The sequence below is a fragment of the Arthrobacter sp. UYCu712 genome, from assembly GCF_040547005.1.
Lineage (GTDB): Bacteria > Actinomycetota > Actinomycetes > Actinomycetales > Micrococcaceae > Arthrobacter.
Genome location: NZ_JBEPOZ010000006.1, coordinates 83,219 through 95,077 on the forward strand (window position 1 = coordinate 83,219; position 11,859 = coordinate 95,077).

Here is an 11,859-nt window from a genome sequence, read left to right on the forward strand (position 1 = left end):
AGCATGACAATGACGTCCACCGCGGAGCGCCCCGGCCTGAAACTGGGCCACAGCATGAAGCCACGCCAACTCACCATGATGGGACTCGGCAGCGCCATCGGCGCCGGCCTGTTCCTCGGCTCGGGGGCAGGAATCCAGGCCGCCGGACCGGCCGTCCTGATCTCCTACCTCGTCGCCGGAACGCTGATCATCCTCGTCATGTGGGCCCTTGGTGAAATGGCCGCCGCCAACCCCAACAGCGGGGCCTTCTCGGTCTACGCGCAAAAGGCCATGGGCCCGACGGCGGGCGCCACCGTCGGCTGGCTCTGGTGGCTGCAGCTCGTCGTTGTCATCGCGGCGGAGGCCCTCGGGGCCGCCGGGCTCCTCTTCACCGTCTGGCCGGCCATCCCGGTCTGGGCGTTGTCGCTGATCTTCATGGTTGTCTTCACGGCCATCAACCTCACCGGCGTGAAGAACTTCGGTGAGTTCGAGTTCTGGTTCGCCATCCTCAAGGTGGCCGCCATCGTGGTGTTCCTGGCCATCGGCGCCGCCCTGCTGCTCGGCTGGCTGCCGGACGTCCCCTCCCCCGGACTGACCAACATCACCTCCGATTTCGCCCCGGCGGGCCTCGGCGGCATCGCCACCGCCCTGTTCGTTGTGATCTTCGCCTTCGGCGGCACCGAGATTGTCAGCGTGGCCGCCGCCGAGACCGAGAACCCGGAGCGCAGCGTCGCCCAGGCCATCCGCACGGTGGTCTGGCGGATCCTGGTCTTCTACATCGGCTCCGTATTCGTCATCGCCGCCGTCCTTCCGTACACTTCCGAGGCACTGAAATCGCCGTTCGCGGGGGTCCTCGACGTGGCCCGCATCCCCGGCGCCGGTGCCGCCATCACGCTCGTCGCCGTCGTCGCGCTGCTCTCGGCCCTCAACGCGAACCTCTACGGCGCGTCCCGCATGGTGTTCTCGCTCTCCGAGCGCGGCGAGGCCCCGCGGTTCCTGTCGCGGCTCAACAAGGCCCGGGTCCCCGTAGTGGCGGTCGGTGTCTCGGTGGCCTTCGGCTTCATCGCAACAGTGCTCGAACTGCTGTTCCCGGAGCAGATCCTGCCCGCGCTGTTCCAGCTGGTCGGCTCCACGTGCCTCGTGGTCTGGGGTACGGCCCTCGTGTCCCAGCTGATCCTCCGGCGCCGCGCGGACCGCGAGGGCACCGCGCTGCCGCTGCGGATGAAGGGCTTCCCCGCCCTGACGATTTTCGGGCTGGTGCTCCTGGCGCTGATCTTTGCGGTCGGCTTCAGCGGCCCGGACAGCAGCAAGCAGCTCTTCAGCACCATGGGCCTGGTCGCCGGGATCGCCGCGGCCTGCTGGATCGGCGCCCGGCTCAGCCGCAAGAAGTAGTCCCGGCTGGACTGCACAAACTGTAACGCCCGACGGCGGTCCGGCCGGCAGCATTGTGCAGTCTGATCAGCGATTCCCGCGCTGATTGCCCAGCCGCGCGGGGGTGACTAGGGTCACAGGCATGGATACACTCCCTCCCGTGGCTTCCGGCGATACCGCCGGGCCGCTCACCCCCGCCCAGCTCCGCGAGCTCTATTCGCTGATGGTGGCCGTCCGCCACCTCGACACGTCCGCCATCGCGTGGCAGCGGCAGGGCATCATCCCCGGCTATGCACCCGAGCTCGGCCAGGAAGCAGCCCAGGTGGGCAGCGGCTACGCGGTGGACACCACCCGCGACTTCGTTTTCCCGACCTACCGCGAAATGGGCGTCGCCCGGACCATGGGCGTGGACATGGTGGCGTACATGTCCACCCACAAGGCCACGTGGCACGGCGGGCTCTACGACCCGATGGCTTCGCGGCTCGCGCCGATCCAGGCCGTCGTGGCCGGTTCGGTGCTGCATGCCGTCGGCTGGGCCCACGGCCAGACGCTGGATCAGAAAGACGGCGTCGCCCTGACCTACTTCGGCGACGGCGCCTCCTCGCAGGGCGATGTGCATGAGGCGATGAACTTCGCCGCCGTGATGAAGGCGCCGGTGGTGTTCTTCGTGCAGAACAACGGCTGGGCGATCTCGGTCCCCACCGAACGGCAGGTGGCCGGCGGCTCGGTCGCGGCCCGCGCGGCCGGTTACGGGATCCCGGCCCTGCAGATCGACGGCAACGACGTCGAGGCGGTCGTGGAGGCCACCCGCCGGGCCTTCGCGCATGCCCGCTCCGGCAAAGGCCCGGTACTCATCGAGGCCATGACCTACCGCCGCGGCCCGCATTCGACCGCGGATGATCCGGGCCGCTACCGCTCCCTCGATGAGGAGCGCGACGGCGCCGGCATGGACCCGCTCGCACGCTTCCGGCAGCGGCTGCTGGCCGACGGAATCGCGGACGAGGCATTCTTTGCCGAGGCGCTGGCCGCGGCCAAGGCCGAAGAGGAGCAGATCCGCACCGGCATCCAGGCCCTCGGCTCCCGGCCGGGAACTGAAATGTTTGACCTGGTCTTCCAGGAAACCACCCCTGCCCTGCAGGCCCAGGCCGCCAGCTGGCGCGAGGAGTCCGAACATGTCTAACTCGATTCTCGAAGGCGCAAGTGCCGCAGGCATCAACACCGCCGAAAGCCCCGCAGCCCCCACCGTGATGTCCATGCAGCAGGCGCTGAACCGGGCCCTCGACGAGGTCCTCGCGGACAACCCCAAGGCCGTCATCTTCGGCGAGGACTGCGGCCGGCTCGGCGGGGTCTTCCGTATCACCGACGGACTGCAGGCCAAGCACGGCGAACAGCGCGTCTTCGACACGCCGCTGGCGGAATCGGGCATCCTGGGCATGTCCGTGGGCCTGGCGATGGCCGGCTTCCACCCCATCCCCGAAGTCCAGTTCGACGGCTTCGCTTACCCCGCCATCAACCAGATCGTCTGCCAGATTGCGCGGATGAACTACCGCAGCCGGGGCACCATGCCGATGCCCATCACCCTGCGCGTGCCCAGCTTCGGCGGCATCCGCGCCCCCGAACACCACGGCGAAAGCCTCGAGGCGCTCTTCGCCCACGTCCCGGGACTGAAGGTGGTCTCGCCGTCGAATCCGCACGAGGCCTACCACCTGCTCAAGTACGCCGCCACGCGGCCGGACCCGGTGATCTTCATGGAGCCGAAGTCGCGGTACTGGCAAAAGGGTGAGGTGGTCGCCGCCCGGCACGATGCAGGCGGCGGCTCCCCCACCGGCGCCAAAGTCATGCGCGCGGGCCGCCACCTCACACTCGTCGCGTGGGGTGCCATGGTGGCGCGCTGCCTGCAGGTGGCCGAGCTTGCGGCCGAGGACGGGATCGACATCGAGGTCCTGGACCTGCGCTGGCTCAAGCCGATCGACGCCGAGGCGCTGGCCGCCTCCGTGCGCAAGACGCGCCGCGCCGTCGTCGTCCATGAGGCGCCGCTGACCTCCGGCCTCGGCGCCGAAGTGGCGCAGCTGATCACGCAGAGCTGCTTCGACACCCTCAAGGCACCGGTGGAGCGCGTCACCGGCTTCGACGTCCCCTACCCCTCGGGGGACCTGGAAGATGAATACATCCCGAACATTGACCGGATCCTCTTTGGCATCCAGCGAGTATTGGAGTACAAACGTGGCTGAAATTTCTTTCCCGCTCCCGGACCTCGGCGAGGGCCTGATCGAGGCAACCGTGCTGGAATGGCTGGTTTCACCGGGCGAGCAGGTGGAGCGGAACCAGCCGCTCGTGGAGGTCGAAACCACCAAATCGGCGGTTGAATTGCCCAGCCCGCAGGCGGGTAAGGTAGTGCGTATCTACGGCGGGCCCGGCGACAAGATCAATGTCGGCGAGCCCCTGATTGTGTTCGAGGTGCCGGACAACACCGCCGGCATCGTGGGCACGGTCCCGAAGGAAGAGGCACCTAAGCGCCGGGTCCGCCTGAGCGCCGTACTTGATGAGGACTGAGAGCATGAGCGGCAGGCACACCGGAGAACAGCATTCCCACACCGTGGAGGGCACCGACCCCCAGCTGTTTGTGGCGGTGCACGATCCCAAGGACGACGCCGGGCTGCGTCCGGTGCTGCTGCTGCACGGCTTTTCCTCCTCCGCGAAACTCAACTGGGAGGACTCCGGCTGGATCCCGGCGCTGCTTGAGGCCGGCCGCCGGGTCATCACCGTGGACCTCCCGGGCCACGGCCGCAGCGGCGCACCCGAGGACAGGGACTCCTACGCCCCCAGCCGGATCCGCGCGGACCTGCTCCAGATCGCGTTCGACGCCGGAGCGCGCCCGCTGCGCGACGGCGACCCGTCCAGCGGCCTGGACGTGGTGGGCTACTCGCTCGGGTCCCGGCTGGCCTGGGAGTTCGGCGCAACCCAGCATGAGCTGGTGCACCGGCTGGTGCTCGGGGGCCCCAACGTCGCTGATCCGCTGGCGGACTTCGACCTCGTGGCCGCGCAGCGCTACCTGGCCGACGGCACACCGATCGCGGACGAGTCAACCGCGGGACTGCTGAAAATGGCCATGCTGCTGCCGAGCAACAACATCTTCGCGCTGCTGTCCCTGGTCGAGGCGATCAAGAGCGAACCGTACGATCCCTCCGAAGCCGTGCCGCACATGCCGATGCTCCTGGTGGCGGGCGAAAACGACGAACGCGCCGCCTCCATGCCGGAGCTCGCCGCGCTCGGCGCCAAGGCAGGCGCCATGGTCGAACAGCTGGTGCTGCCGGGCCGCAGCCACACCAACGCCATCACCAGCCGGGCCTTCAAGCAGGGCGCCATCAGCTTCCTGGGGGTCTAGCCGCGGTCCGGTCCCGGGCGGTCAGCAGTCGACGCCCGGCTCGGGCGTTCCAGCCATTTGGAAGCACGCGGAAGAGGACAGGACGTTGAGCGCGTTCCGCTCCGGGTTGAACTCGATCGAGTGCCGGAAGCCTTCCTCGCTGACGATCACCAGCTCAGGGTCGCCGTTGACGCTCGTCTTGTCCTTGACAGTCCAGCCGCTCTTGGCGGACCAGTCGGTCTTGAGCTGCTCCAGCAGCGCCGCGCCGTCGGCGTCTCCGCTGAGGACCACATCCATGGTTCCCGGCCAGTCGTAGCCGCCGGCCTGGCACTCGAAGAGAGCGCGGGAGCTTTCGGTCTGCTTCGTCGTCGACACAGCCGAGGGAGGGACCGCCGACAGCAGCTCGTCCTGCTGCGCGCGGGTGGACTGTTTGGCGGTGGCAAGATCCATGCTGGGACTCCGGGGGTCGGCGGCGGGTGCACAGGCTGCCAGCGAGGCTGCCAGGCAGGAGGCGGATACGGCTGCAGCCAGCCGCAGAAGAAGTTTGGTGACGTTCATTTTCGGCTCCCAAAGAGCACGCGTGCGATGTCCTCGCGGGCCCCCCGGTTCTTGGCTTCCTGCGCGCTGGCGATCATGCTGTGGTTGTCTATTTTTGCCATCGGGTCGGTGGTGAAGTCCGCAACTGCTCCGCGTCCGCGCCGTAGAAGATCCCTGCCATTGATTGCCCCAAGTAGTCCGGTGCCCCGAAGGCCGGTCCGCCAGCGCGGCAGGCCGCCCACCGGACATGCTACGGGCGTATTTCCATTCGATGGATGGATAGAACTGCCCGCGTGGGGGTGCAGGCACAGCAAAGGAGGCGCGGACCGCGGCCCGTGCCTCCTTTGCTTGTGCTTTTTGTGCTTTGTCTGCCGGAGCAGCAGCCTAGTGGTGGCTGCTGACGCCGAGCGGGCGGCCCTTGGTTTCCCCGGCGAGGATGACGCCGACCGCGGAGATGACGCAGAGGATCATGATGTAGATACCGATGGAACCGGTCCACTTGGTGCCCTGCAGCAGGGCCTCCGCGATGGTGGCCGCGAAGGCGCCGCCGAGGATGGCGCCGAAGGCGTAGCCGATCGAGATGCCCGAGTAGCGCACGTTGGCCGGGAACATCTCGGCGTACATGGCGGACATGGGGCCGTAGGACAGGCCGAGGCCGATGGTCAGGACGAACAGCGCGACGCCGTAGAGCACGATGTTTTTGGTGTCGATGAGGGCGAACATCGGGATCATCCAGGCGAAGACGATGCCGTAGCCGATCAGGAAGGTCTTGACCCGGCCGATCTTGTCCGACAACCAGCCGCCGACGAGGGTGAAGATGAGCCAGCCGAAGGATGCCAGGGTGGTGGCCAGCAGGATCTGCGGGGTGGGCATCTTCAGGGACTTGGTGGCGTAGGAGATGAAGAACGCGATCAGCAGGTAGCCGGCAGCATTGTTGCCGATGAAGATCATCGTCGAGTAGAGGACTGCCTTCTTGTGCTTCCGGAAGAGCTCTCCGAGCGGCGCCTTGCTTTCTTCCTTGCGCTCCTGCATCTCCTTGAAGACCGGGCTCTCGGCAACGGCACGGCGGATCAGGTAGCCGACGATGATCAGCACGATCGAGAGCAGGAACGGCACACGCCAGCCCCAGGACGCGAAGTCTTCCTTGGACATGCCGGTGTTGAGGAAGTAGAGCAGGCCGGTGGCGAGGATCATGCCGACCGGAACACCGATCTGCGGGTACGCGCCGAACAGCCCGCGCTTGCTCATGGGTGCGTGCTCGACGGCCATCAGCGCGGCGCCGCCCCATTCACCGCCGGCCGAGAAGCCCTGGATGACGCGGAGGAGGATCAGCAGGACCGGAGCCCAGACGCCGATCTGGGCGTAGGTGGGCAGCATTCCGATCAGCGCCGTGGCGGCACCCATCATGATGAGGGTGAAGACCAGCATGGCCTTGCGGCCGAGGCGGTCACCCAGGTGGCCGGCGACGACGGCGCCGAGCGGACGGAACAGGAAGCTGATGCCGATGAGGGCGAAGGACAGGATCTGCGCCAGGCCGGGGTTGGAGGCGTTTAGCGGCGCCAGGAACAGCGGCGACAGCAGCGTTGCTGTCAGCTGGGCGAAGATGAAGAAGTCGTACCACTCGATGGTGGTCCCGACCAGCGTGCCCGCGAGGACCTTGCGTTCCTCATGCTTGCTGCTGGGGCCCGCCTCGGAATCGACACTGGAAGTTGCGGTCATTGAAACTCCGTTGCTGGGGGCAGTGGTACTGCCCGGGGTGGGTGCGAAGAGAATAACTGAATGCCTCGTGAATTACTGATCGAACGGTCAGTTAGTATCCTGAATACTACTATGAAATGTGTTATAGAGCACACGTTTTGCGAAAAACCTTCGCCTGTGCCCGCTTATGTGCCCTCTGCCAGGCGACCGCCGCTGGCGGCCGTCCGGGAGCCTGGCTCAGTCGGTGCGGGTGAGCAGTTCGCGGATCCGGGCCCGGAGGGGCTCGCGGTCATAGCTGTTCACCATGGCACCGGCCATCCGGACCGGGTCACCGAAGAAGAAGTACTCGTAGAGCGACTGGCGGCCGGAGAAGCCCGAGACCGAGGCATCGAAGGCGAGCTTGAACAGCCGCACGCGCTCGGGTCCGGTGAGGCTCTTGCCCTGCAGGTACATCTCGATGTCCGCCCGGGCGTCGCTGTTGACGTCCGCCTCGCCGGGCAGCGCCATAAGCCCGGAGGCGCAGAACTTGCGGATGATCTGCGGAAAGCGCTGGGCGACCTTCGGGTACCAGTTGCGCGCCGCGTTCAGCGTGGACCACTTCGGCAGCATGACGCCGGCCTCGTTCAGCTGGGCATCGACCTCGGAGGCGCGGATCAGCGCCCGGCCGATTTCGACGTCGACAATCAGCTCCGCGATGTCCTCCTGGATGTGCTGGAAGCCGTCGATGCCGATGGAATCGGCCAGCTCGGACGCCAGGCCCAGGAAGAACTCGCTCTTGGCGATGGTGCGCGTGACCACCTGGTGCGTCATGAGCGCCCCGGCGCCGGTCTCCGAGTAGAAGCCGTTGCAGAGCTGGGGGTTGCCGAGCATAAAGATGCGCTCATTGGGGACGAACACGTTATCGAAGATCGCGACGGCGTCCATTTCCTCGTAGCGGGAGGCGAGCGGCTCGTCGTGGGTGCTGCCGCCGTTGTACAGCGAAGTGCGGCAGAGGTAGCGCAGTCCCGGGGCATCGTTCGGGATGGCGAAGGCGTAGGAGTACGGGGCGTCCTCCGGGGTGCCGCGGAGCACGGTGGAGGGGAACACCAGCAGCTCATCCGCGATCGGGGCAATGGTGGCCAGCATCCGGGCCCCGTGAATGACGATGCCGTCCTCGCGCTCCTCGACAATCCGGGCCGAAAGCTGGCCGCCGAGCTGTTCGGAGCCAGAGACCGAGCGGTTGACCTGCGGCGGGATCAGGGTGTGGGTGGCGAGGACGTCGTTTTCCCGGGCCCACTCGTAGTACTTGCGGATGTTCTCGCCGAACTTGGGGTCGGCCTGCGAAAACCACTTCTCGGCCGTGCTCAGGGCCGTGAGCGAGGAGTTCATGTAGTCGCCGGAGCGGCCCAGGAAGCCGTTGGAGGACTCGGCCCAGGTGGAGATCGCGCGGCGGCGGCGTTCCAGGTCCTCGACGGTCTTCGGCACCAGGAAGGAGGCGTTGACGAGATCGCCGGTGGTGGGCGAGGTGTAGGTCAGCGCCTCCTGGTACTTCGGGTCGTGCTGCATGTCGAAGAGCTTTGCGTAGGACCGGGCGACGTTGCGGAAGGCGGGGTGTTCGGCGATTTTGTCGCTGACCACCTCGCCGTCGATCACCACGTGCGGTGTCATCGCGTTGAGCTTGTCCAGGTACTGCTGTCCGGTACGGATACCCATTGTTGTCTCTCCAGTCGTCTTTGAGCTGTGTCGTCTTAGCGGTGGTGCGTCAGAGCAGGTCTTCCATGCCCAGCTGGCTTTCCGGGATGGTGGTGAAGGTGCTGTTGGCGAAGGCCAGGGCGTCGCCGTTGCGGTAGTTGAAGTCCACCACCTCGCCGATGTACAGGGTGTGGTCGCCGCCGTCGTACGCCGCCCAGGGCTTGCATTCGAAATAGGCGAGCACATTGGAGAGCCGCGGCGCCGTTTCGCCTTCCACCCAGAGCGGTTCCGTGCCGGGCCGGCCGGCGAAGTGCATCGCGAGCTGGCGTTGTTCGGCGCCGAGGATGTTAACCGTGAAGGGCCGGCCGGACAGTTCGTCGTGGGCCTTCGTGGTCCGGGCGATGCTCACCAGCACCAGCGGCGGGTCCATAGAGACTGAGGTGAAGGAGTTCACCGTGATGCCGTGGCGCTTGGTGACACCGTCGAACGTCACGATCGCGACGCCGGTGGCGAACCGTCCCAGGCTGCCGCGGAAGTGACGGGCGCGCGGGTCCGAGGTCCGGCCGGGGACAACCGGGACCGGCTCGGTGCGGGGCTTGGCAATCATCATTGATCCCTTGCGTTTAGTGATGGCTTCGTGGGGCTGTCCCAGAATCGAACCTATTTGGCTATCGACTCCGCTCTTCATCCAACGTGTTCTATAATCGAACACATAGTTCCCATATAGAACGCTAGCGCACGGTGATCCGGAGCACAAGACTCTGTCCGGTGAACCCGGCCTGGCGACAGCCCCACCTAGGATGGACCCCATGACCCCGACCGCCGGCACCACCCAGGCCTCCCCGTCCCAGACGCTGTCGCGCGGCATCCGCGCCCTGGAGATCCTCGCCGAGGCGCAGCAGCCGCTGACCATCGCCGAACTGGCCGACGCGATGGGCGTCCACCGCTCCGTGGCCTACCGCATCCTGCGCACCCTCGAGGACCACTCCCTGCTGGTGCGCGACGACGGCGGCCGGGTCCAGCCCGGCCCCGGCCTTGCCGTACTGGCCCGGGGAGTCTCGCGCAGCCTGCAGACGGCGGCCCTGCCGGAGCTCACCCAGCTCGCCAACACCCTGGCCATGAGCGCCTTCGTGGCGGTCTGGGACCACGAGGACTGCGTCACGCTCGTCACGGTCGATCCGCGGCACACGGGGGCCGCCGTGGTCCAGCATCCCGGCTCCCGGCATCCGATCAGCGCCGGCGCGCCCGGCATCGCCATCCAGTCGGCACACTCCGAGCAGGAATGGAAGGCTGCCGCGCCCGGCATCCCCTACCGCGCAGAGGCCGCCGAGGCACGCCACCGGGGCTACGCCGCCAGCCATGACGAGGTGATCGCCGGGGTATCCTCGCTGGCCGTTCCGGTCCGGATGCCGGGCGGACGGCCGGCAGCCCTCGCCGTCGTTTACATCCGCTCGTCCCAGAACCCGGAGGAGGTTGCCGCGGCCCTGGCCGCGAGCGCCGGGCGCATCGAGGGCCAGCTGGGCTGACGCCGCCGGGTGCCGCCAGATGATGATTGACAAGCCGCCCGCTCGGGCAGGTTGTATCGTATGCGATTTCATACTCAATGAGGAGATGCGATGGAGCAGCTTTCGCAGGACACCCTTGATGCCGCGGGCAAAGTCATCGCCGTCCACATCAACTACCCCCGCCGCGCCGCACAGCGCGGCCGGACGCCGGAGCAGCCCTCCTACTTCCGATTCCCCCTCCCGTTGCGCTATCACTTAGGGTCCTTCTGAGGCCCTCTTAGCCACGCAGAATGATAGGGCAACCCGGGCTGGCGGAGGTCAGGCGGAGACTGGTGCCGCTGACTTCTTCCGGTGCAGGACGACGGCGGCCGCGGCGCCGAGCAGGAAGAGCGCCGAGGCGGCGCAGACCGGAACGAGGAAGGCCGCGGAGTAACCGTGGTTCTGCGCGAGCTGTCCCGCGATCGAGGATCCGAGGGCGGTGCCGGCGACGATGCCGCTGGCCAGGGCCGTCATGACCGTGCCGAGCTTCCCGGCCGGGGCGACGATTCCGCCGATCGCGAAGACTGTGACCATCAGCGGGCCTACCGGCAGGCCGAGGACCAGCAGCACCAGGATCATGGGCAGCGCCGTCGAGGGCAGCAGCAGGAGTAACGCGAGGCCGGCCATCAGCGCCGCGCAGGCCAGCCAGCGGGCGTTGACCGTGAACCGCGGCGTCCAGTAGGCAACCGAGAGCGCTGCCGCGGCGGAGCTCAGGCCCATCACCGCGTACAGCAGCCCGGCCAGCTCGGAGGTGGCAAAGCTGGCGGAGAAGGAACTCAGCGCGGTCTGGGTGGAACCGAAGAACGTGCCCATGCAGACCATCGCCAGGACGGGAAGCGCGACGGCGGCGAAGGCCCCCACGCGCTGGGCGGCCGGCATGGCGGTGCGGCGCTGTTTCTCGAGGGCCGACGACGCCGCGGTGCGCGCAGGCGTCCGGATGACCGCCTGGTGGGTGGGGTGCACGGCGAAGGCCGGGACCAGGGTGATGGTCAGCGCGGCGGCAAGGGCCAGCGGCAGCCACGGCGCGATCAGGCCGGCGAGGATGCCCACAAGGGCCGGGCCCAGGACGAAGGTCAGCTCGTCGGCAGTGCTTTCGTAGGAGAGGGCGGTATCCAGGTCCGCCGTGTTGGCGTCGCGTCCGCCCCGGGAGGTCAAAGCCATCCAGCGGACCCGGGCCAGGGGACCCACCTGCGGGCAGCTCGCGCCGGCCACGAATGCGGCGGCGAGCACGGGGACGGCCGAGGCCATATCCGGTCCGCCGGGGATCAGGTAGGCGGCGAGGATCAAGGCAATGACGGCGACGGTGTTGAAGACCGCGGCAACCACCAGCACAGGGCGCTGGCCCAGCCGGTCCGCCAGCGCGCCGAGGATGGGAGCTCCAAGTGCCGAGCCGATACCGACGGCGCCGGCCGACAGGCCGCCGACCGCGTAGGAGCCGGTGACGGCGGTGACCAGGGTCAGGGCACCGACGGTCAGCATGGCGAGGGGAAGCCGGGCGAAGAGTCCCAGCGGGATGAAGCTCCGGCCTGCCAGGAGCGGGAGCCGGGCGAAGCGTCCCGTGGACGGCGCCGGCGTGGACTCGGCGGGCGTGGGTCCGTGACGTGTGGGCTCAGGGGATGTGGTCTCGGCAGAGACGGGCGCCTCGGAAGCGGGCGCCCGGGAAGTGGTTGAAGTGTTCATGATTCCGGGTTCGTT

Annotated in this window: 12 protein-coding genes; 7 read left to right on the forward strand and 5 right to left on the reverse strand. The window is 67.7% G+C overall.

Going from position 1 to position 11,859, the window contains the following annotated elements:
• The first annotated feature begins 3 nt into the window (after window positions 1-3).
• The 5 genes from ABIB51_RS08175 to ABIB51_RS08195 all read left to right on the forward strand — a co-directional run bounded on the left by ABIB51_RS08175 (window position 4) and on the right by ABIB51_RS08195 (window position 4,735).
• The gene (locus ABIB51_RS08175; protein WP_354187263.1) at window positions 4-1,371 is read left to right on the forward strand and encodes an amino acid permease; all 1,368 of its coding nucleotides are present in this window, start codon (window positions 4-6) and stop codon (window positions 1,369-1,371) included.
• 121 nt (window positions 1,372-1,492) lie between these two features.
• On the forward strand, window positions 1,493-2,530 hold the full coding sequence (locus ABIB51_RS08180; protein ID WP_354187265.1) for a thiamine pyrophosphate-dependent enzyme: 1,038 nt from the start codon (window positions 1,493-1,495) through the stop codon (window positions 2,528-2,530).
• On the forward strand, window positions 2,523-3,581 hold the full coding sequence (locus ABIB51_RS08185) for an alpha-ketoacid dehydrogenase subunit beta (RefSeq protein ID WP_354187267.1): 1,059 nt from the start codon (window positions 2,523-2,525) through the stop codon (window positions 3,579-3,581). Before ABIB51_RS08180 ends, ABIB51_RS08185 begins: the two co-directional genes overlap by 8 nt.
• On the forward strand, window positions 3,574-3,903 hold the full coding sequence (locus ABIB51_RS08190) for a biotin/lipoyl-containing protein (protein WP_018775751.1): 330 nt from the start codon (window positions 3,574-3,576) through the stop codon (window positions 3,901-3,903). Before ABIB51_RS08185 ends, ABIB51_RS08190 begins: the two co-directional genes overlap by 8 nt.
• Window positions 3,904-3,907: 4 nt before the next feature.
• A complete protein-coding gene (locus ABIB51_RS08195) occupies window positions 3,908-4,735 on the forward strand; it encodes an alpha/beta fold hydrolase (protein ID WP_354187270.1) in 828 nt (275 codons plus the stop codon).
• A 21-nt stretch (window positions 4,736-4,756) separates the two neighbouring features.
• On the opposite strand, the gene ABIB51_RS08200 is transcribed toward ABIB51_RS08195, so the two are convergent.
• The 4 genes from ABIB51_RS08200 to ABIB51_RS08215 form a co-directional block, all read right to left on the reverse strand.
• Entirely contained in the window at window positions 4,757-5,272 is a 516-nt protein-coding gene (locus ABIB51_RS08200) for a hypothetical protein (RefSeq protein ID WP_354187272.1), read from the reverse strand.
• A 363-nt stretch (window positions 5,273-5,635) separates the two neighbouring features.
• Window positions 5,636-6,970: an MFS transporter gene (locus ABIB51_RS08205; RefSeq protein WP_354187274.1), complete on the reverse strand. Its 1,335-nt coding sequence runs from the start codon at window positions 6,968-6,970 to the stop codon at window positions 5,636-5,638.
• 216 nt (window positions 6,971-7,186) lie between these two features.
• Entirely contained in the window at window positions 7,187-8,641 is a 1,455-nt protein-coding gene (hpaB, locus tag ABIB51_RS08210) for a 4-hydroxyphenylacetate 3-monooxygenase, oxygenase component (RefSeq protein WP_354187276.1), read from the reverse strand.
• Window positions 8,642-8,690: 49 nt separating this feature from the next.
• Window positions 8,691-9,230: a flavin reductase family protein gene (locus tag ABIB51_RS08215; protein ID WP_502916094.1), complete on the reverse strand. Its 540-nt coding sequence runs from the start codon at window positions 9,228-9,230 to the stop codon at window positions 8,691-8,693.
• A gap of 199 nt (window positions 9,231-9,429) precedes the next feature.
• Here ABIB51_RS08215 and ABIB51_RS08220 point away from each other — a divergent pair, with 199 nt between their 5' ends.
• Together ABIB51_RS08220 and ABIB51_RS08225 are read left to right on the forward strand one after the other, a co-directional pair.
• The gene (locus ABIB51_RS08220) at window positions 9,430-10,146 is read left to right on the forward strand and encodes an IclR family transcriptional regulator (protein ID WP_354187278.1); all 717 of its coding nucleotides are present in this window, start codon (window positions 9,430-9,432) and stop codon (window positions 10,144-10,146) included.
• Between the two features lie 90 nt (window positions 10,147-10,236).
• Window positions 10,237-10,395, forward strand: coding sequence for a hypothetical protein (locus tag ABIB51_RS08225; protein WP_354187280.1), 159 nt, complete (start codon window positions 10,237-10,239; stop codon window positions 10,393-10,395).
• Window positions 10,396-10,443: 48 nt separating this feature from the next.
• Here the strand turns inward: ABIB51_RS08225 and ABIB51_RS08230 are convergent, their stop codons facing one another.
• The gene (locus ABIB51_RS08230) at window positions 10,444-11,844 is read right to left on the reverse strand and encodes an MFS transporter (protein ID WP_354187282.1); all 1,401 of its coding nucleotides are present in this window, start codon (window positions 11,842-11,844) and stop codon (window positions 10,444-10,446) included.
• Between the last annotated feature and the right edge of the window lie 15 nt (window positions 11,845-11,859).

Bases quoted from the DNA above. Each gene is read 5' to 3' on its own strand.
- ABIB51_RS08175 (WP_354187263.1), top strand. From the start codon at position 4: ATGACAATGACGTCCACCGCGGAGCGCCCCGGCCTGAAACTGGGCCAC.
- ABIB51_RS08180 (WP_354187265.1), top strand. From the start codon at position 1,493: ATGGATACACTCCCTCCCGTGGCTTCCGGCGATACCGCCGGGCCGCTC.
- ABIB51_RS08185 (WP_354187267.1), top strand. From the start codon at position 2,523: ATGTCTAACTCGATTCTCGAAGGCGCAAGTGCCGCAGGCATCAACACC.
- ABIB51_RS08195 (WP_354187270.1), top strand. From the start codon at position 3,908: ATGAGCGGCAGGCACACCGGAGAACAGCATTCCCACACCGTGGAGGGC.
- ABIB51_RS08200 (WP_354187272.1), bottom strand. From the start codon at position 5,272: ATGAACGTCACCAAACTTCTTCTGCGGCTGGCTGCAGCCGTATCCGCC.
- ABIB51_RS08205 (WP_354187274.1), bottom strand. From the start codon at position 6,970: ATGACCGCAACTTCCAGTGTCGATTCCGAGGCGGGCCCCAGCAGCAAG.
- hpaB (WP_354187276.1), bottom strand. From the start codon at position 8,641: ATGGGTATCCGTACCGGACAGCAGTACCTGGACAAGCTCAACGCGATG.
- ABIB51_RS08215 (WP_502916094.1), bottom strand. From the start codon at position 9,230: ATGATGATTGCCAAGCCCCGCACCGAGCCGGTCCCGGTTGTCCCCGGC.
- ABIB51_RS08220 (WP_354187278.1), top strand. From the start codon at position 9,430: ATGACCCCGACCGCCGGCACCACCCAGGCCTCCCCGTCCCAGACGCTG.
- ABIB51_RS08225 (WP_354187280.1), top strand. From the start codon at position 10,237: ATGGAGCAGCTTTCGCAGGACACCCTTGATGCCGCGGGCAAAGTCATC.
- ABIB51_RS08230 (WP_354187282.1), bottom strand. From the start codon at position 11,844: ATGAACACTTCAACCACTTCCCGGGCGCCCGCTTCCGAGGCGCCCGTC.